Annotated in this window: 17 protein-coding genes; 2 read left to right on the top strand and 15 right to left on the bottom strand. The window is 50.2% G+C overall.

Annotated elements, in window-relative coordinates; translation table 11 throughout:
* Positions 1–217 precede the first annotated feature (217 nt).
* From CHH67_RS06045 to CHH67_RS05995, 11 genes are all read right to left on the bottom strand, one after another.
* Positions 218–1,177 carry a carbohydrate ABC transporter permease gene (locus CHH67_RS06045; protein WP_095264168.1) on the bottom strand — a complete coding sequence of 320 codons (960 nt, stop codon included), beginning with the start codon at positions 1,175–1,177 and terminating at the stop codon, positions 218–220.
* Positions 1,177–2,136, bottom strand: a complete 960-nt coding sequence (locus CHH67_RS06040; RefSeq protein ID WP_095264165.1) for an ABC transporter permease — start codon at positions 2,134–2,136, stop codon at positions 1,177–1,179. The genes CHH67_RS06045 and CHH67_RS06040 overlap by 1 nt, the downstream gene beginning before the upstream one ends.
* Positions 2,137–2,222: 86 nt before the next feature.
* Positions 2,223–3,917, bottom strand: coding sequence for an extracellular solute-binding protein (locus CHH67_RS06035; protein WP_095264163.1), 1,695 nt, complete (start codon positions 3,915–3,917; stop codon positions 2,223–2,225).
* A gap of 126 nt (positions 3,918–4,043) precedes the next feature.
* Positions 4,044–5,582, bottom strand: a complete 1,539-nt coding sequence (locus CHH67_RS06030; RefSeq protein WP_095264161.1) for a response regulator transcription factor — start codon at positions 5,580–5,582, stop codon at positions 4,044–4,046.
* Positions 5,582–7,393: a sensor histidine kinase gene (locus CHH67_RS06025; RefSeq protein ID WP_095264159.1), complete on the bottom strand. Its 1,812-nt coding sequence runs from the start codon at positions 7,391–7,393 to the stop codon at positions 5,582–5,584. Before CHH67_RS06025 ends, CHH67_RS06030 begins: the two co-directional genes overlap by 1 nt.
* 23 nt (positions 7,394–7,416) lie before the next feature.
* A complete protein-coding gene (locus tag CHH67_RS06020) occupies positions 7,417–8,958 on the bottom strand; it encodes a response regulator (protein ID WP_095264157.1) in 1,542 nt (513 codons plus the stop codon).
* Positions 8,959–9,149: 191 nt separating this feature from the next.
* Positions 9,150–9,563: a cupin gene (locus tag CHH67_RS06015; RefSeq protein WP_095264155.1), complete on the bottom strand. Its 414-nt coding sequence runs from the start codon at positions 9,561–9,563 to the stop codon at positions 9,150–9,152.
* 19 nt (positions 9,564–9,582) lie between these two features.
* Positions 9,583–10,419: a sugar phosphate isomerase/epimerase family protein gene (locus tag CHH67_RS06010; RefSeq protein ID WP_095264152.1), complete on the bottom strand. Its 837-nt coding sequence runs from the start codon at positions 10,417–10,419 to the stop codon at positions 9,583–9,585.
* Positions 10,420–10,444: 25 nt separating this feature from the next.
* Positions 10,445–11,764 (bottom strand): anaerobic C4-dicarboxylate transporter family protein, encoded by a 1,320-nt coding sequence (locus tag CHH67_RS06005; RefSeq protein ID WP_095264150.1) that lies wholly within the window; start codon positions 11,762–11,764, stop codon positions 10,445–10,447.
* Between the two features lie 48 nt (positions 11,765–11,812).
* The gene (locus CHH67_RS06000; protein ID WP_095264148.1) at positions 11,813–12,682 is read right to left on the bottom strand and encodes a fructoselysine 6-kinase; all 870 of its coding nucleotides are present in this window, start codon (positions 12,680–12,682) and stop codon (positions 11,813–11,815) included.
* A 14-nt stretch (positions 12,683–12,696) separates the two neighbouring features.
* On the bottom strand, positions 12,697–13,671 hold the full coding sequence (locus tag CHH67_RS05995; RefSeq protein WP_095264146.1) for an SIS domain-containing protein: 975 nt from the start codon (positions 13,669–13,671) through the stop codon (positions 12,697–12,699).
* 252 nt (positions 13,672–13,923) lie between these two features.
* Here CHH67_RS05995 and CHH67_RS05990 point away from each other — a divergent pair, with 252 nt between their 5' ends.
* Entirely contained in the window at positions 13,924–14,634 is a 711-nt protein-coding gene (locus tag CHH67_RS05990; protein WP_095264144.1) for a GntR family transcriptional regulator, read from the top strand.
* 191 nt (positions 14,635–14,825) lie between these two features.
* Positions 14,826–15,755: a S66 peptidase family protein gene (locus CHH67_RS05985; RefSeq protein WP_095264143.1), complete on the top strand. Its 930-nt coding sequence runs from the start codon at positions 14,826–14,828 to the stop codon at positions 15,753–15,755.
* Between the two features lie 41 nt (positions 15,756–15,796).
* On the opposite strand, the gene CHH67_RS05980 is transcribed toward CHH67_RS05985, so the two are convergent.
* The 4 genes from CHH67_RS05980 to CHH67_RS05965 are packed head-to-tail and all read right to left on the bottom strand — an operon-like array spanning position 15,797 to position 18,702.
* Positions 15,797–16,522, bottom strand: a complete 726-nt coding sequence (locus tag CHH67_RS05980; protein WP_244908098.1) for a hypothetical protein — start codon at positions 16,520–16,522, stop codon at positions 15,797–15,799.
* On the bottom strand, positions 16,519–17,232 hold the full coding sequence (locus CHH67_RS05975) for a fluoroquinolone export ABC transporter permease subunit (RefSeq protein WP_095264142.1): 714 nt from the start codon (positions 17,230–17,232) through the stop codon (positions 16,519–16,521). The genes CHH67_RS05980 and CHH67_RS05975 overlap by 4 nt, the downstream gene beginning before the upstream one ends.
* Positions 17,229–18,083: an ABC transporter ATP-binding protein gene (locus CHH67_RS05970; protein WP_095264140.1), complete on the bottom strand. Its 855-nt coding sequence runs from the start codon at positions 18,081–18,083 to the stop codon at positions 17,229–17,231. Before CHH67_RS05970 ends, CHH67_RS05975 begins: the two co-directional genes overlap by 4 nt.
* Positions 18,076–18,702, bottom strand: coding sequence for a TetR/AcrR family transcriptional regulator (locus CHH67_RS05965; protein ID WP_095264138.1), 627 nt, complete (start codon positions 18,700–18,702; stop codon positions 18,076–18,078). Before CHH67_RS05965 ends, CHH67_RS05970 begins: the two co-directional genes overlap by 8 nt.
* Positions 18,703–18,803: the final 101 nt, after the last annotated feature.

The following is an 18,803-nucleotide window of genomic DNA, read 5'->3' as shown; positions in this document are numbered from 1 at the left end:
ACCGGGACCGCTGCACGCTTCGCCATGCACCTGCGAGGTGGAGCGACCGGGACCGCTGCACGCCTCGCCATGCACCTGCGAGGTGGAGCAGCCAGGGACCGCTGCACGCCTCGCCACGCACCTGCGGGGCGGAGTGGGACCCCTTGGTCAAAACAAAACACCGGATCAGGCAAGGAGCTGCACTCCTGCTTGAACCGGTGTTTTCATGTGTGTCTGCTTACTCTTTGACACCGCCGACATTCAGACCGACAACAAAATACTTTTGCACAAATGGATAAACCAGAAGAATCGGAACGGATGCCACGACCGTTACGGCAGCGCGAATCGAAATCGGCGTTACCATGTTCACCGCAGCGTCCTGCGTCATCCCGGCTCCGGCAGCCACTGCCGGATTGCTGTTCGCGTTCATACTGGATGACAGCAGCTTCATCAGCTCATACTGCAAAGTGCTCAGCTCTTGGCGGGAGGAGGTATAGATGAATGCATCGAACCAGGAGTTCCAAGCTCCCACGGCCACGAAAAGCGCAATAGTTGCCAGCACCGGCTTACACAGCGGGAAGATGATCCGGACGAAGATTTTAAAATCCCCGGCTCCGTCAATTCTTGCCGATTCGACCAAGCTTTCCGAAATCGTTCCGATATACGTCCGGATAACGATCATATTGAATGCGCTGATCATCGACGGGATTACATATACCCAGAATGAATTCAGCAGGTGCAAGTCCTTCATCAGAAAATATCCAGGAATCAAACCGGCGTTAAAGTACATCGTCAGAATAAAGATCAATGTAATCGGCTTGCGGAACACATATTCCCGACGACTCAGCGTATATGCCAGCATCGTGGTCAAGACCAGATTCAGCAGCGTTGAAAGCACCGTTCGTGCCACGGAAACCCAGAACGCATCATATATCGTTCCCGAAGCAAATACCGCCTTGTAATTCTGCCAAGTAAATTCCCTCGGCCAGAGATAGATTCCGCCCCGGATCGTATCATTCCCCGCATTCAGGGAAACGACGATCGTGTTCAGGAACGGATATAATGTGACAATGACAAGACCTATCATGAACAAGGTATTGAACGTATTAAAAAGGATCGGCTCTACTCTTTTTTTTCTGACGGATTTAGGCGCTGCGGCAGCAGTTGCTGGCCCAGGGCTGGTTGGTTGATTTGCCATTATAGCAGCCTCTCTTCCCCTAGCCGTTTCGCGACTCCGTTTGCAATCAATAACAGCGTCACACTAACGACCGTTTTAAATATACCGGCAGCCGTTGCTAATGAGTAATTTCCTTGGGCAAGCCCGTACTTCAGCACGAAAATGTCAATCGTTTGCGACCAGTCGACAACAAGGCCGTTGCCCAGCAAGTATTGAACCTCGAATCCTGCTTCCAGAATGTGACCGACCTGCATGATCAACAGAATGATGATCGTTGGCTTAATGCCCGGCAAAGTGACATGGAACATTTTCCGATAGCGGCTTGCCCCGTCCATATCGGCAGCCTCATAAAGCGCCGGGTCGATGGATGCCATCGCAGCCAAATATATAATCGTATTCCAGCCGACTTCTTTCCAAACATGCGACGCCCCGACGATTCCCCAGAAGTATTTGCCTTCACTGAGCCATTGGATCGGCTCCTTGATGAGATGCAGCTTCATAAGGATATCATTGATGATTCCGTCCGAAGCCAAGCTCGTCGCCACAATCCCGGTTACGATGATCCAGGATAGAAAGTGCGGAAGATAGGAGATCGTCTGTACGGTTCTTTTCCAAACCACTTTCTTGATTTCATTCAGTAGCAATGCAAGGATAATTGCAGTCGTAAAGCCGAGAATCATATTGATAACACTCATTGCGAGCGTATTGCGAAGCACTTGCAGGAAACTTTCATCCTTAAAAAGAAATTCGAAATGTTTAAATCCTACCCACGTCTGTTCACTAAAGTCTCTAGCCGGCTTGTAGTCCTGGAAAGCCATGGTCCATCCCCAAATAGGAACGTAGGCAAACAAGATGATGTAAGCCATCAGAGGCACCGACATATAGATCAACTGTCTCTGTTCTTTGAGTACGGCCCAGGTGATTTTCTTGTTTGTCTTAGGCTTCCGGACGGCAGAGTCTTTGACAAAGGTCTCTTCCATAAGTTTGTTCTCCCCAAAACCCCATATTTCGTAAACAAGGAAGGCATGAAGCCTTCCCGTTTCCGATTCATCTACCTTCCGTTGCCTTACTTAACAGACCAAGTGTCTCTTCTCCATTGCAGCACTTCATTAATCCGATCTTCATAAGCCTTGATGTTGAGCTTGCGGATTTCAGAGACGTACTCATCCCAGACGCTGTCGAATTCTTCTGGTTTAGCAAGAATGGCTTTCGGTAAGAACTTCGTGGACAACTCATTTTGCTTCGTATTCACGATTTTCGCTTCAGATCCGTCTACCAGGTCGACAGACCATGCCGGGTAAGCGATGTCGTTCTCAGGAGCCGGACTGAAGAAGTCAACATAGCTGTTGAAACCGTATTGGGCAAGGAAGTTCTTGTCATACTCCCTCAAAGCGGCTACCATTTCTTCAGGCTGGGCAGCGGCATCTGTAGCGTTGCCGTCCGAGAATAAACCTTCCATTTTTGGTGCTTGACCGTGGAAAGAATCGGCTTTGTTCGCGAGCTTCCAGGTTGCATCGGTAAACTGATCGCGTTGCTCTTGCGTTTTCATGAAGCGGCCGTCCTTGACAATGTAATCTTCCCCTTCAATCCCCCAGGACAAGATTTTTTGCCAATCTTCTTGAATCAGCGTATCCAACAATTTGATAATTCGAATCGCCTGCTCTTCGGATGCGTTGACCGTGATCCCGAAACCGTTATTGAGGTTCAAAGCCGGACGATCTTTGTAATGATCCCGGATGCCTTCATCAAATACAAGCGGAAGACCGACATACGTTCTTTCATCTTTCTTCTGAGTAATCAGCGCGTCCTCTGCACTTTGGAAGTTCCAGTGCTGGTCAAACATACCAAGAACTGCACCGCTGGATATTTTTGCCATATACTGGTCAAAGTTCTGGGTGAACGCTTCTTTATCGATAATACCCAGGGCATTCATTTCGTTCAGCTTTTGATAATAACGTTTGGCATAGTCCTTGTCGGCAAAAATTTCCGCCTTGCCGTCTTTAACGACCACACCGCCATCGTTCGGATGACCAATCAAATGCTGAGGAGCATTGAACAGCCCCCAGTTCTTCCAGTCATAGTTCAGAATTTCAAAGCCGATCGTCGGCGTACCGTCGATGGTCGGATACTTTTCCTTGTATTGTTTAATCAAGTCAAAATATTGATCCAAGGTTTTAACCTCTGGATATCCCGCCTCTGCCAACACGTCCTTCTGAATCCAGAAAGCCGGGCCCGAATACCAAGACGAGGTAACGTCCGCATTCGTTACACCGTAGTTTGGAAGATTGTAAATATGACCGTCATTCGGGTCTTTCATCATGTTCCAGTACTTCTCATAATGCTTCTTCAAGTTTGGCGCATGTTCTTCAATCAAATCCTCGAGCGGGATAAAGGCACCGGCAGCTGTCAGCTTTTGATTCGCTGTCATCATGTCCGGATAATCGCCGCCTGCAATCATAACGCCGAGCTTCTGGTCAATATCGCCTGCCAGGAACTCGAATTTGAAGGATGCTCCTGTCTTTTCCCTGATTAATTTATAAATCTTGTTGTCAGGTGTTGGTTGTTGGTCGGGCTGACCGATGAAAACCGAAATTTCAAACGGCTCGACTCCATTCGCAACATTATCCCCGGCTGCCTGTCCGTTATTATCGTTCTTGGCAGCTCCCTGGTTGTTACCGCCGCTGCAAGCCGATAGTACGAGACCAAGCGAAAGCAGCAGCATCATGCTGAACCGGAGTACCGACTTATTCTTTCCCCCCATATAAAGCACCTCCGAAATGATATGGTTATTCCAGGGACTGAAAGCCCTTTCAATAACTTATCCTTATTGTAAAAGCGCTGCCAAGCGCGAAACTATAACACAATTAAAGCATTACCCCTAAAAACTTTAGTTCCTGTTTTTGTATTCATTAGGGGACATTCCCAATCGTTTCTCGAATTGTTTCAGGAACTGGCTGTAATTCACATAGCCTACCTGTTCCGCGATTTCGCTGTTTTTATACTGGTTAAGCCGAAGCAGCCGGGTGGCCTCCTCAATCCGGAGGTTATGCACCCACTCGTTAAATCCGACACCATTCTTCTTCATGAGCAATTGCCCCAGATACACCGGGTGCAGGTAAAAGATCTCCGCCAGCTTCTTAATGGTCAAGGCTTCGCGGTAATGGGCCCGGATATATTGGTTGATGTCGTGAATGATTCCTTGGGAGACACGCATGTTCTCCTCAAGCAGCAGATCGATGCATTCAAATCCGAATGCACGCAGCTGATCGATCAAATCATCCATCATTACCGCCTGGCCCGGGATGCGGGACGGATTGTATTTCTCCAGAAGACGTTCAGCTGCGTCCGGCATCTCTTTAACCAGCTCACTGATCTGGAAAAACAAATGGGCCACAAAATGGATGACAATCTCGGGCGCAACCCATTCATCGCGGAAATGCCGCGCCGCAGCCCATACCGCTTCCTCGAAGCCTGATTTATCGAGCAGCTGAAGCGCGGTGATGATGCGGTCCGCCTGACTGACCTGGTCGTAGCGATAGTTGAAGGCTCGCAGCTGTACAGCGCTGCGCCGCTTGATTCCGGTATGCACGTATTCATAAAACTGAAGCTGCAGCAACTCCTTCGCCTCGCGGTAGCTGGCTTCAATCCCGCGCAGGGAAGGCGTGCCCCTTCCTAATCCGATGAATTCCCGCGAGCTGCCGGCCACACTCGCCAGTCGCTGAATGCGGCCTATGCCGTCCGGCCCGTCTTCATTCGGGGCATACCCGAACACAAGAGCCGATCCGGTGTTATCCAGATCAATCCAGTACGATGCCCTCGGATCATGGGGAGCGAACAGCAGACGCTCCTTGAGCTCCATTCGTCTCTGTGCATCCGCCTGGATCAGACACACATTCCATGCCTCACACAGCTCGGAGAGGCGATCAATGACTCTCTGCTTCTCCGCAGACGCATACTGGGGATAGAGCAGGCTCTCAATCGCGGTCACCGCTTCTTCATAGGAAGCGATCCGGTGGATGCGCTGACGCTCCTGTTCGCCCAGCAGTTCCTTGTAAATCCCTCTCAGCTCCTCCGACACACTTTCCTCATCAATCGGCTTGAGAAAGTAGTGGGAGACGCCAAAGCGTAACGCCTTCTGCGCGTATTGAAATTCGCTGTACCCGCTGACGATGGCAAACCGGACCGGCCAGCCCCCTCGTTGCCTCCACGCCTCGATCAGCTCTAGTCCGTCCATCAAGGGCATACGGACATCCGTAATGACGAGTTCGGGCCGCAGCTGCTCCATCAGCTTGAGACCTTCCACACCATTTTCGCAGCTACCGCATACTTCATACCCGAGCTTTGCCCAATCAATCCACAGCTGCATCCCTTCCAGTGCTCCGGGCTCATCGTCAATCAACAGCACTTTGAACACCGTGTTTCCCATTAGAGTTCCCCCTGATTCGAATCCGGATTGTCCAGCAGCTGAAGCGGAATGTCGAAGGAGACATGGGTTCCTTCATTCAGACTGCTTCGAATGTCAAAACGAACCTGATCGTTATAATACAGCTCAAGTCTGCGGTACACATTGCGAATGCCAACGCTGTTGCCATGCGCATTTTCACTGCGCATCGATACCAGCATCTCCCGCAGCTTCTCCGGCTCAATGCCTTTGCCGTTATCAGAGATGACGATCCGCAGCATGGCATCCCCCACCGAAGCTGTAACCCTGATCAGCCCCATCGACTTGACCGTTTGAATCCCGTGCTTGCAGGCGTTCTCCACCAGCGGCTGGATGCTCATTTTCGGAATTTTGTAGCCCAGCGTCTTCTCGTCGATGTCGAACTCATACTCAAATTTGTCCCGGAAACGGAACTTCTCGATTTTCAAATACATTTCGATGAACATCATCTCTTCCTCAAGCGTAACCAGATCCTCCTTCCACTGCAGCAAACGGCGCAGCAGCTTGGACAGACTCTTAATGATGTCCGTCACTTCCGTATATTGATGCTTCGTGCAGACCACCAGAATGGCATTCAGCGTGTTGAACAGAAAATGCGGATTCATCTGGCTTTGCAGAAAGTTCAGTTCTGCCCGCACCTGCTCCATCTCCAGGCTTTTCTTCTGGATCTCCAGTTTGTATACATTGTTGATGAGCGAGTTGATCCTCGTGGTCATCCGGTTGAAATTGCGGATCACCCCGCCGATCTCATCACGTCCCTCATCGATCTCGATCAGGTCGAACTTCTCATTGGTCACCTTGTGCATATGTCGGGACAATCGCTTCACCCGGTAGTGGTACGATCGGAGAAGCACATAGATAAAAATCGATGCAATCAGTGTCACCGCAATGGCCAGCAGACCGACATACAGCCGCATTTCGAACATCGCATTAGCCACCCTTGCTCCTTGCGGTATTCCGATCAGACGCCAGCCTTTAACGTATCGGGCGCTGCCAATCGACACGATCTCGGCCCCCTGCTGCAGATGGTCCTCTGTAAATTCAAATTTGGGATACCCTTCCGCTCCTGCCTTGCGGTAGCCTGCTACGGACATAATGATTTCATCCTGCTCGTTGATCAGATATAAATCCAAATAATTTCGCTCACGGGCAATGACTTCATAGATGATGCCAAGATCAATATCAATCCGCAGCACCTTGTTGTATCTGCTATAGGAATCATAATAGTCCATCTGCTCAATCACACTTAGGAACGGCACCGTCTGTGTTCGGTCGTTCGTCTGCGCTGCCTGGTATGAAGCGACCGTGACCGGATGCTCCGATGCTCTCCACAGCCGGTACCACTCGCTGTTCTTCACCTCGTCATCAATGACATAGTAGTTTCCGCCCGGCACAATGGTCGGATTGTCGGTAAAGATTCCGATTCTTAAAATTTGGCGATTTACCGGGATGTAGCTTGCTACCCGATTCCGAAGCTTCTCGTCAAACGTGTCGTAAAAATCGATCGGGCCAGTGTAGGTTCGGTCCAGCATCTCATATAGTGCCTTATCCGTGTTGAGCGCATGGCTGACGGCCACGCCGCCCTCGATAAAATCGTAAATATCCTTTCGAGCCCGCTCCATCGAAATATCCAGGTTCTGCTGCTCCCGCTCCATGATGAAACCGGACATCCGGTCCATCAGCAGAATATGAATCACCAGAATCGGCAGCAGTACCCCGACCAGGAAAACGAGCAAAAACTTGTACCTTAACGGAATATCATTAATCCATCCCCGCAGCCTGAATCTTCTGCGCATCTGTACACCGCCCCCGCTATGGCTCAATCCGCCGGTTTGCCCGTCCCGTCATGCTGCTTGTATACCGAGGGCAGCACGCCGGTAGCCTGTTTGAACTTGCTTATAAAATAATCGGTGTTGGAATATCCAACCTGACGGGCGACATCGGATATTTTCAACTGCGATCGCTTTAGCAGCAGCTTCGCTTCCTCCACCCGCTTGGTGTTAATGTAGTCGTTGAAAGGCATCCCGGTCTGCTTCTTGAACGCTTGCCCCAAATAAGCCGGGTTCATATGGAACCTGTCAGCCAGACCGCGCAGCTTCAGCTTCGAGCGAAACTGTTCATCCACATACTGAATCACCTGCCGTATCGTGTTCTGCTCATGCTCGTGCTGCAATCGGACGAACAGGTCGGCCGCTTCCGCACACAGCCGGAGCATATACGCCTTGAGAGCTGCATAGTCCTCCAGTTCCGCCAATGCTCCGCCTCCCTCCCGCATCTGCTGCATGAACAGATCCGCATCGCCGCCGGAGCGAACGATGTAACGGCACAGCTCCAGCTCCAGATTGGCAATGAACGCGGTAACCGCCGGAATTCCCGACCTGCTCCGCGCAAGCGCTGCAAAGATCTCTTCCGCCGCAGCCTTCATACCATCCGATTGTCCTGCCGCGATCTGAGTCAACAGCTGCTTCACCCCGTATTTCGCTCCGCCTTCCGTTCCGTCGCTGACACTGCGGGCACAGTGCCAATATACCCCCGATTTCCCTTCACTTTGTTTGGCTGTGCAAATGTCCAGCGCCTGTCTGTACAGCTTTCGGATAGAACGCAAGCCGTGCGCCCGCTCGCTCACCGCCAGCACCACCTGCTGTTCAGGAGTGGAATACTCCTGGCATATCTGCTCCAGCAGCTCCTCCAGTTGCGATTTTGCCATGTCAGCCGCACTTACAACGATGCCAATCCGGTTTCTGCTATCCTGAAAAGTTCGCCCCGCAGACGACAGGCTCCTTTGTATGGCCGGCAGCAGGCTGTGCAAATGCGGACTGGCCTCCACCAACACACATCGCACCTCGGTGTCCTCCTGCCATTTAAGAAGTGCTGCCGCTTCCTTCCCCAGCCCTTCATCGCTCTCGCCCTGAACCAGCCGGTTCAGCATATGGTTGATCACAAGCGATTGCTGATGAGACCAGAGCTGTGCGGTGATGCGGTCCTCGGTTATTCGCTGGCTGATGCGGGCCAGCACAAGCTCAATCTCCTCTTCATCAATCGGCTTGAGCAAATAATCAGCCACCCGGTTTCGCATCGCGATCTTGGCATACTCAAAATCATCATACCCGCTCAAAATGATAAATTGGGGAGGCTTGGCAATCGTACGCCGGGCCTGCTCAATCATCTCCAATCCGCTGACAGCCGGCATGCGAATATCCGTCAGCACCAGATCCGGCCGCAGCTTGGTTATCATCATCATCGCACTGGAGCCGTCCATCGCCTCCGCGCATACCTCGAATCCGTGTCTTTGCCAGTTCACCATGGACCGCAGCCCTTCAAGCACCCACGGCTCATCATCCACCAGAAGCACCTGCAGCATTGCTGCACCCCTCCTTTTTAACATGCCTGAACTGATATACCAATGACCCTTTTCTCGTCCCCCATATTGCCTTCTCGTCACCAATGTAAGCGTAATCATAATATTATGCTAGCATATCGGATTACGCTAGTGTTATATAAAATCAATAAAAAAAGCCGATCCCTTCTTCAGGAATCGGCCCTACGAGTTACTTACGTATTCAAAATTTCACCAGCTCTGGCTCTGATATAAGCTAACTCAGCTTCGCTCAAATTGCAGTACTCACTGTTTTCTTCTGTGGTATTGGCATCCTGGACATACATCATGATTGCATCTTTCTCCATGATCGTATAGAACCAGATGTCCTGAGGCACATTATACACTTTGCCTGCTTCCATTCTGATCAGTTCGATATCGAATTGATTATCCTTACGATCTGCAACAATGAGGATCGCTTGGCCATGAACCAAGATGAATTGCTCATCAGTTTCACGGTGAACTTCCAAGCGGTACAGCCCGTTGATATCGTTGTCCGGTTTCCAGTTCTTAATGCATACCAGCCACTTCTCGTTTCTATAAACGCACTGAATCCCTTGTCCTTCATGTGCATAGATGTCCGCTTTCATTGGTGCCTCACTCCTTCTCCTAATGTTCTCCTAAGCGCTCCGCGAACCAGGCTCGCGCGTCCCTCATCGCTATTTCCGGCTCCAAAATATATCTTCGGTCCAGCAGTTCCAACCCCAGGTATCCCTTATAGTCGATTTCATTAAGCGCCTTCAACACTTCATCCATGTCTAATTTGCCTTCACCAGGCACAAGATGCCCTCCGGGATTGCCGTCAACAAAATGTACATGGCTTAAATCATCGCCCAGTTCCCTGATGAAATCGTGGATAGTATCCTTGCCCGTGGTCGCCATCACATCCGTATCTGCAAGCCCTTTCAAATTCGGGCTGCCAACCTCGCGTATCATCTCAGCAATGTGCGCTGCTCGGTTGAACACGTGCGTGGAATAGAAAGTGAATGCTTCCATAGGAAGAAGGACTCCCTCCTTCTCAGCGGTTTTGCAAATCTCGCTCAGAGATTCCTGACACCATTTCCAGGCTTCATTCTCGTCGGCATCCAAATAAGCGATTCCGGTTGTCACCAGGACTTTGTCACATTCCAGAAGTGCAGCAGCTTCAATATGTCTCTGGAAAAACGCCACGCTTCTTTTGCGGTATTCCGGATCCGGATGACTGATACTTACCGGATATACATGCTGTTCAGGCGTTAAACAGATGACCTTTAGCCCTCTCTCTTTGATTTTATGCTGAAGCGCCTTTACGTCTTGTGGTGTAAAATAGTCCAGATGAAAATGCGGCCCAGATGCCCATAATTCAATATTAAGAAATCCGAGCCGCGTGACGGAGTCCAAAAAGTAGTCCAGGGAGTATCGTTTGTAGTGATAATTCGCAGCTGCGACCTGTGATAACTGAATCATGCGGGAGCTCTCCTTTCCTCGCCTCTCATATTAAAGCGCTTCCAATCAAAGTAGCCACGGTCACGGATATGAGTGTATTAATCAGTCCAGGAATCATAAAGCTGTGATTGAGCACAAAGCGTCCCATTTTCGTCGTGCCCGCCGTGTCGAAGGAAATAGCAGCTAGACACTGGGATGCAACCGGCAGGAAGTAGTTGGCATTCACCGCCATCCAAGCCCCGATAATAATGTACGGAGGCAGGTCCAATGCGATCGCAATCGGCACCATAATTAACGTTGTGGCTCCTTGACTTGTCGTTAAAGCGGCCACGATAAACATGATCACGGCCAGCGTCCACGGGTGTCCGTGTACAATGGAGGTTACATGCTCCTGGATGAAATCGGTTTGTCCATTGATGAAGGTGCTGCTCATCCAAGCCAGTCCAAAGGCACATACCATCGCCAACGCCCCAGCCCTGAATATCGGTCCGTTCAGAATCGTTTCAATCACCGGACGTCCAAAGATAATAATTAATGTGGCGCATACCAGCATGATCATTTCGATCGTGTATGGCATCGATAAAATGACGGTTTCTTCGCCCTGCCCCCAGGATGGACGCAGCTCTGTAAACATGCCCATGATCACAATCAAAAGAACTCCCAGTAAGAATATTGCAACCGAAGCCTTCGCTCCTTTGGAAGCTTTCTTACTCTCGGCTTGTTGCGTTTCCGGTTTTACGATTAATCCCTCCGCCAATCTCCGCAAATACTCAGGGTCATCCGCCAGTTCTTTCCCTTTTCGGATTGTGAGTATCGCACTGGTCAATACACCCAACAGCGTGGCGGGGATTGCAATCGCCAGAATCGTGCCGAGACCAACGCCAAGCGGAGCCATAAAACCGATCATCGCTGCGGTTGCTGCGGAAACCGGCGAGCATGTAATGGCCTGCTGGGAAGCAATGATGCTGTTTGAAATCGGCCGCTCCGGTCTGATTTTGTTATCAATGGCGAGCTCATTCATAATCGGCAGTAAACTGTAGACAACATGTCCCGTTCCCGACAAAAAAGTAAACAACCAGGATATGACAGGCGCTATAATGGTGATATTTTTAGGGGATTTCTTCAGCATTTTCTCCGCTATATGAACGAGGAATTGAAGGCCGCCGGAGGATTGCAGTGCGGAAGCCGCCAGCACCACCGCTAGAATGATCAGCATGACATCAATGGGAGGCGCAGATGGCTGGACATTAAAGATGAAGACAAACATCGCCACCCCAACTCCGCCAAGCAGCCCCATAAACACATCGCCTTTTCTAGCGCCGAAGTATATCAGGATCATAATAATGAGCAGTTGAAACCAAAACACGAGTATTCCACCTCCTATTGAATGCGCTTACACGCAGCCGATGCAACATTATATCATTGGGGTTCCATAGCCGAAGGCGCCATGAACCCGGCATATCTTCGCAGCAAATATGGAGCCCTTCTCCATGCTTGCTTTGATCTTGTCCAGCATCTCATCGTCCTGGCCGGAGAGAATCTGTCCGTCCCGTGAGGCTCTGATCATCTCTACAATAAATGCAGTTAAATAGGAATCCCCTGCTCCCATCGTATCCACCGTATCCGTCAGCACTGCCGGCTGGTAGATCCAGTGATCTTTATAAAGGGCGTAGGAGCCGTTTTCTCCAACCGTTCCAATCACCATTGTCGAGCCAAGCTGCTGTGCCTTCCTCATCTCCTGTTCCCGTTCCTTCTCGGACAAATGGCTGCAGGATAGAAATGAAATATCCACATAAGGGCATACTTGCTGCAAATAATCATCATTCCAGCGGACCGAAAAGTCATAGGAAATAGGGATTTGACACTTCCTTAGAATCGCCAGATCCTGCTCGATATAGCTGTTTAGACTGGTATGGATCACAGAAAATTGTCGAATATATTCCAGATCCTCTTCTGAGAAGTCCCATGCTCTCTCCTTGGCAATCCCGCCTTTGTTCGAGCCGAGAAACACGCGGTCTCCCTCTTCCAGCGTGACCCGCGCATATCCGTTCTCTCCTTCAAAGATCCGGCTTCGGGAATGTTCGATCTCCAATTCATCCAACACCTGCTGAATGTATTGAGCGACTCGATCGTTTCCGAATTTGCCCAAATACGCTGACTCCATCTCGTTCATTCGGGCATACGCGCTAAAATTCAGAGCATTTCCACCAGGGTACATCATTCCCTGGTGGACATATTTATCTACGACATTGTCGCCAATGCCGATAACCTTGTATTGTGTCATAAGATATCCCCTCTTTAATACTCAACCTTCCACATATATCTGCGTGTCGTAAGCGGGTGCTCTCTTTCAATGGCCAGTGCTTGGTTGTATACCGGATATACATTGTTGAACAAGGAATGGTTGAAATAATCGACCACAGAGCTATCGATGGTAGATAAACCCAGATCCTTCGCGTCCAATATTTCCACTCGCTTGGCATAGCGGTTCAGAAAACGAAGCGCCCGTTCATCCAGAGCTCTGGTGCTGCCTTCGGAAATTTGAAGGACAAACGGTATTTCGGCGTCCGTAATTTCAAACGGTCCGTGGAAAAATTCACCCGAATGAATGCTGGCCGAGTTAATCCACTGCATTTCCATGAAGATGCAAATGCTCTCCATATAAGCCGCTCCAAAGCCTGCACCGCTTCCCATCGTATAAATCACTTTATCATCCTTGTGATTTTTCGCGAACGTAAGCGCGCGTTTTTCAACATGCTTGCAAGCGTTTTTAACGATGTGGTCGATTTTGGCTACGCCATCCATGAATGTATCATAATGAGTGTATCCTTCAGTTTGATTCAGAATCTCGACCGCAGTCAACAGGGCTTTAATGGTTTTCTCTCCAGCGATATCCTTGCCCTCGCCAAAGGTATACTTAACGACATAATCCGCATGCTCTGCAATCGGGGAATCGGTGATCCAAGTTAGCGCAATAACTGGAACTCCCGCTTTTTTGCCAATCTCCGCTGCTTTAACCGTTTCGGGTGTATTCCCCTTGTGCGATGCGACAACGAGCACCGAATTCTCTCCGAAGGCTCTAGGCGTGTTATGCACAAACTCATTGCTGTTGTACAGCCCTACTTTAATCTCAGTTGCTTCGGTCTCAAGAAACGTCTTTGCAGGATAAAACGCGCCGTAAGAACCTCCACAAGCTGCGTAGTATACTTGTTTAATACCGCCCACATCTTTTTTATCCGATACAATTTTTTCGATAATTTCTTTTATTTCCATATTCTTCTCCTTTGTATGATACATATGTTGTATCCAACAAAATCACCGGTGATTTGTATTGGAATGTTTCGTACAAAGAATAACACAAAGTAATACATGAAGCAATAGCGTTTTTTCTTTTTTTGATGGAGATGATCGCGTAAGCCCGATGCGACCGCAGTATGTACTGTTCACATATTGTACATTTTGTTATAAAATAGAAACATCAAAACAAAACAATATAATACATGACATTGTTCGGAGGTAATACTGATGGTCGATCATTCTGAATCCGCCCCTTTATATAAACAGCTTCAAGATAAAATTTTGGAATCCATTCATTCGGGTGTCCTGAAGCCGGGAGACAAACTCCCGACGGAGCTCGAGTTAAGCGAGAGCAATAACGTAAGCCGCGTCACGGTCCGGGCTGCCTTGGATTCGCTGACTTCTGAAGGTTACCTGGTTCGTATTCCAGGGAAAGGTACATTCATTACGAAGGACAGAATCAAGAAAAATGTAGCGGAGACCATTGGTTTTAGCGATACCTGCAGACTGCAAAATAAAAAGCCTGGCGCTAAAGTGATTAAATCGGTCATTGAAGATGCAACGATAGCAGATCAAGAACATCTGGGGTTACAACCTGGGGATAAAATCATCAATATTGAAAGAATCCGATATGCGGACGATGTCCCGGTATCCGTCGAGTATACACGCCTGCCTTCGTCTTATTCCTTCTTGCTGCAGGAGGATTTGAATCACAAATCTCTGTACGAAATTTTAAGAGATAAATACAAAATTGCCTTTGGCATATCGCGAAAATATATCGTGATGGAATACGCTTCGTTTGATGTAGCGACTTACTTGAATATTGAAGAGGGTCACCCGCTCCTCTGTATACGAAGCACCGTCTCCAGTCCGGACGGCAAGAAAATTCATCGCTCGAAGCAATTGATATTAGGGGATCGGTTTGAGCTGATTGTATGAGGCCCTTAGGGTTATACCTTGGGACAAGCGGGCCCTAGAAGGATGGATTTGTTCTGAGGAGGAAATGACTGGGGCCTTCCATGATTTCCGTGTATGTTCCTTCGCGCTTTTTGTGTACTGCACAAAGGACTCTGCCAATATAATCGGTATGACTATAACTTCTCTAAATATCAAGGGAGGAAAATAAGGCCATGCCGATACGTCCGCCAATGTTACAGCCCGGAGACACGATTGGAATCGTCACCCTGGGCAGTCCGCTTGATGCAAGCACGATTGATGCACGGATCGAAAATGTGAGGGCGATGGGGTTCAACGTGGTGCTCGGGCAATATGTATATGCGCAAAACGGGTTTCTTGCCGGTACCGATCAGCAGCGGGCCTCTGACCTGATGATGATGTTTCAGGACGAGCGGGTGAACATGATTCTGCCCACGCGAGGCGGAACAGGTGTAGCCGGCATTCTCCCGTATCTCGATTTTCAAGTGATCCGGCAATCCCCGAAAATCGTGACCGGCTACAGTGATATTACGGTGCTGTTAAACGCGCTCCATCAATATGCCGATTTAGTGACATTCCACAGTCTCCTGCTGATTGATTTCAAGCCGGAAACGCCGGCTTACAATTTTGATCAGTTTTTTGCCGCGACTTCCCTCTACACCATGACGAGAATGATCGAGAACCCGCCGGGGATGCCGCTGATCAGCCGGGTGGCAGGCAATGTGACCGGTCCGCTGGTGGGCGGTAATCTGACCTCCTTTGTCGATACGCTCGGCACTCCTTATGAGATCGATACCCGCGGGAAAATCCTGGTGCTTGAAGACACTCATGAGCCGACCAATACGGTCTACAGATACTTGAATGATCTGAAGCTTGCCGGGAAGTTCGAGGACTGCATCGGCATTATGATGGGTGAATGCACGGGCTGCCTGGCCGCTTACGGCACTTCGTATGAAGATGTCATCAATGAGTTCCTCGTTCCTCTCGGCAAGCCGCTGATGACGAACCTGGCCACCGGACACGGCTTGTATAAAGCTGCATTGCCGATTGGGGCAACCGTTAATCTCGATACCATAAACAATACGATTACCATCGTCGAGCCTACCGTCAGTGCAACAACTTGAGGACAATTTGCCGCTGCGATATCACCGCCTGATTCCTGCAGCTAATCCATCCGCTTCGCAAATGCGCGATCCGCTATATAGAGAAGCAGCATATGATAGGCAGCCCCGATGCCAAACGTCACCGCTGCCAACCCCGACTCCCCGGAGGCTGCCTGCAGATAGCTCTCCGATGGCCAGTACGTCGGGAGGATGATGCCAACCGCCTGCCAGGGGCCAGGTACGAAGAAGACCAGGACAGGTCCAACAAACAACAGTCCGCACAGCTTGGACAGCGCAAGTCCCTCCACCTTATTCGCAGCGAATGCGGCCAGAAACAAAGCGATGCAAGGTGCCTCAGCTGATGTCAACAGCAGAGGATACAGCATCTCAACACGTACATCGACGATGCCGCCAAATAACAAATACACCGCCGACATCAGACATGCGAGCCCACTCGGCAGGAGCAGCCGATAACGGTAATATCCTTTGCGCGTTAGCGGTGTTACTGCGAAATAGGCAATCAGATTCTCATCGCGTTCATCCAGCATCAACAGTCCGGTCATCACACCGGCCAGCAGCGGAATGACCGTCAGCAACAACATCGCGGCGAATTCGGCATGCGACATCATATCGAAGGCATAGCGTTCTTCTACCCATACGGAAAGCGGTCGAAATAGATAGCGTACAAAAACAAACACAGCCAGCGGTCCAATTACACTGGCCAGCAGCATCGGATCTTTCAACATTTGCCGAATATCGTTTCTCAACAGCGCCCGGGCGTTCATCATGTTAGGTCCGCTCCTTTTCCAATCCGCGCCAATACCCGCCGTTCAAACGACCGGTATGCCCAGCCATACGCTGCGGCGACGCCCATCGATAATACAACCAGCGCATACAGATATTCCTCGATCATTACCTGTTCATGAGCCGCACCCAGCAGCACAAGTGAACCTTGCGTTGGAAAAATCCGGTATAGCGAAGAAGGGCCAATCTGGAACAGGCCGAGCAGCGGCACGGCCAGCGGCAGCGAGTACAGCTGCGACAGCCAGATAAACCCGTTAATGCTGCGCGCTCGCGCCACGATCCCAATGGACAACAGCGTAAACAATGCAGACGTCAGCAGCACGCCTAATGTGAATGGAACGGGTGCTGCTGGCAGGCCGATGGCACACACTTGAATCCCCCATGCTGAGACCGTCGAAATCGCTGCGATGGACAAAGCCTTGGCAAGCAAATATTCATGTAATCGCAGGGGCGTCACAAATAGGCTATCATGCACGCCTTGATCCTTCTCAAGCAGCACGATTCCGCCGGCAAGAATCAAGCCAATTGCCCCAGGATCGGAAAAAGTAAGCAGCAGTGCTGTCCTCTCCTTATAATCGGGCGATACATAATAAAGCAGCAGCACATATAAAGCGCTCACCAGCACATACACGGCATAAAAACCATGCCGGAACTGAAAGCGGATATCGTAGATCAATGCGTTCATCGCTCTCATGTCAGGCTTCTCCCCGTTGTGTCCATAAAAATCTGCTCCAGCGTCGCTTCCTGAGAGTGCATCGTCTCCACCGGGTAGCGGTTGATCAGCTGCAAAAAGGCAGCGTTGCCCCCGATGCCATCAAGCGCGAATTCTTCAGCTGCGAGCTCTTCACCCTTGCGATACTCGACGCGGACCGTCTTACTCCCTTGCCTGAGCATCAGCTGACGCGGGGAATCGATCAGCTTGATCTGTCCGTCCACGATAAAAGCCACCCGGTCGCAAAGCTCTTCGGCAGCCTGCATATGATGCGTGGTGATCAGCACCGTCGTTCCCTGTGCTTTCATCTCCAGAATCAAGTCCTTCATGAGCCTGGCATTCACAGGATCAAGTCCGCTCGTCGGCTCATCCAGAAACAGCACTTGCGGGCGATGCAGGATGGCCCGGCAAAAATTAAGCCGCATTTTCATGCCTTTCGACAGCTGGGACACTTTGAAGTTGACGGCGTCCCCAAGTCCGACCCGCTCCAGAAGACGCCCCGGATCCTCGGTGGGAACGGAATAGAGCGAACGGAACAGATTGAGATTCTCCATGACGGTGAACTTGGCATAGAAGTTAGGAAACTCAAACCCGACACCAATACGTTCATAATAATCAGGGCTTATGCGGCGAAGCTCCTGTCCTAACACCTGCACGCTTCCGGCATATCCTTTGAGAACACCGATCAGAATCTTCTGTGTTGTGCTTTTGCCGGAACCTGACGGACCGAGGAACCCGAATATTTCTCCACGACCGATGTGAAAATCAAGACCGTGAAGCGTCTTTCTCGCCGCCCCCGGATATGCGTACTCCAGCCCCTTCACTTCAATCATGGCTCAGCCCCTCTTCTTCCCGGCTCGCATACATCCCGTCCACAATTAATCGCACAAGCAGCTCCGTCGTCTCGTCATAGATCATTTCTCCAATCTCCTGCTTGTGCAAGGACAGCAGCACCAGCGAACGGAACATGCTGACGATCAGCTCCGGCCTTTCTTTGCGTAAAATCCCGGCCGCCTGCCATTTACGGACGACATGCTGAAGCGCGTCCTGATCCTCCGCGAAGTTCTGTTCCAATTTCTCCGGCGGGAGCTTTCGAACAAGTCGCTCCAGCTCGCCCTGGAAATACATCGTCCGAATGAGGGCGTTCTCTGACATCAGTCTGAACGATTCGCTAATAAATCGCCGAATGCTCGCCTTCGTGACGTCCCCAGCCTCGGCCCATTCCAGCAGCTGCTCGCGAATCAACGCTTCCTCCGCCAACAGCAGCTCATAGAACAGCTCTTCCTTGGAAGCGAAAAACAGATAGAAAGCCCCTTGGGAGATGCCCGTCGCTTTGGTCAGATCCTCCACACTTGTTTTCCGGAGTCCTCGAGCCTCGAAGCTGCGTTTGCCCTCCTCCATCAACTTTTGCCGAATCCATTGCTTCTCCTGCTCATTAAATTTTCTGGGCATACCCGACCTCTTCTCAAAAAAATGATTATGTGAATAAATTTATTTTATATTCACAGATTAAACCAGTATGATCACATCGTCAACCATAATGCGCCAAAAGG

It is taken from the genome of Paenibacillus campinasensis, from assembly GCF_002272015.1.
Taxonomy (GTDB): Bacteria; Bacillota; Bacilli; order Paenibacillales; family Paenibacillaceae; genus Paenibacillus_AQ; species Paenibacillus_AQ campinasensis.
Note: the sequence above shows the minus strand (reverse complement) of the source record. Positions and strands in the feature narration are given on the sequence as shown.

Bases quoted from the DNA above. Each gene is read 5' to 3' on its own strand.
- CHH67_RS06045 (WP_095264168.1), bottom strand. From the start codon at position 1,177: ATGGCAAATCAACCAACCAGCCCTGGGCCAGCAACTGCTGCCGCAGCG.
- CHH67_RS06040 (WP_095264165.1), bottom strand. From the start codon at position 2,136: ATGGAAGAGACCTTTGTCAAAGACTCTGCCGTCCGGAAGCCTAAGACA.
- CHH67_RS06035 (WP_095264163.1), bottom strand. From the start codon at position 3,917: ATGGGGGGAAAGAATAAGTCGGTACTCCGGTTCAGCATGATGCTGCTG.
- CHH67_RS06030 (WP_095264161.1), bottom strand. From the start codon at position 5,582: ATGGGAAACACGGTGTTCAAAGTGCTGTTGATTGACGATGAGCCCGGA.
- CHH67_RS06025 (WP_095264159.1), bottom strand. From the start codon at position 7,393: ATGCGCAGAAGATTCAGGCTGCGGGGATGGATTAATGATATTCCGTTA.
- CHH67_RS06020 (WP_095264157.1), bottom strand. From the start codon at position 8,958: ATGCTGCAGGTGCTTCTGGTGGATGATGAGCCGTGGGTGCTTGAAGGG.
- CHH67_RS06015 (WP_095264155.1), bottom strand. From the start codon at position 9,563: ATGAAAGCGGACATCTATGCACATGAAGGACAAGGGATTCAGTGCGTT.
- CHH67_RS06010 (WP_095264152.1), bottom strand. From the start codon at position 10,419: ATGATTCAGTTATCACAGGTCGCAGCTGCGAATTATCACTACAAACGA.
- CHH67_RS06000 (WP_095264148.1), bottom strand. From the start codon at position 12,682: ATGACACAATACAAGGTTATCGGCATTGGCGACAATGTCGTAGATAAA.
- CHH67_RS05995 (WP_095264146.1), bottom strand. From the start codon at position 13,671: ATGGAAATAAAAGAAATTATCGAAAAAATTGTATCGGATAAAAAAGAT.
- CHH67_RS05990 (WP_095264144.1), top strand. From the start codon at position 13,924: ATGGTCGATCATTCTGAATCCGCCCCTTTATATAAACAGCTTCAAGAT.
- CHH67_RS05985 (WP_095264143.1), top strand. From the start codon at position 14,826: ATGCCGATACGTCCGCCAATGTTACAGCCCGGAGACACGATTGGAATC.
- CHH67_RS05980 (WP_244908098.1), bottom strand. From the start codon at position 16,522: ATGATGAACGCCCGGGCGCTGTTGAGAAACGATATTCGGCAAATGTTG.
- CHH67_RS05975 (WP_095264142.1), bottom strand. From the start codon at position 17,232: ATGAGAGCGATGAACGCATTGATCTACGATATCCGCTTTCAGTTCCGG.
- CHH67_RS05970 (WP_095264140.1), bottom strand. From the start codon at position 18,083: ATGATTGAAGTGAAGGGGCTGGAGTACGCATATCCGGGGGCGGCGAGA.
- CHH67_RS05965 (WP_095264138.1), bottom strand. From the start codon at position 18,702: ATGCCCAGAAAATTTAATGAGCAGGAGAAGCAATGGATTCGGCAAAAG.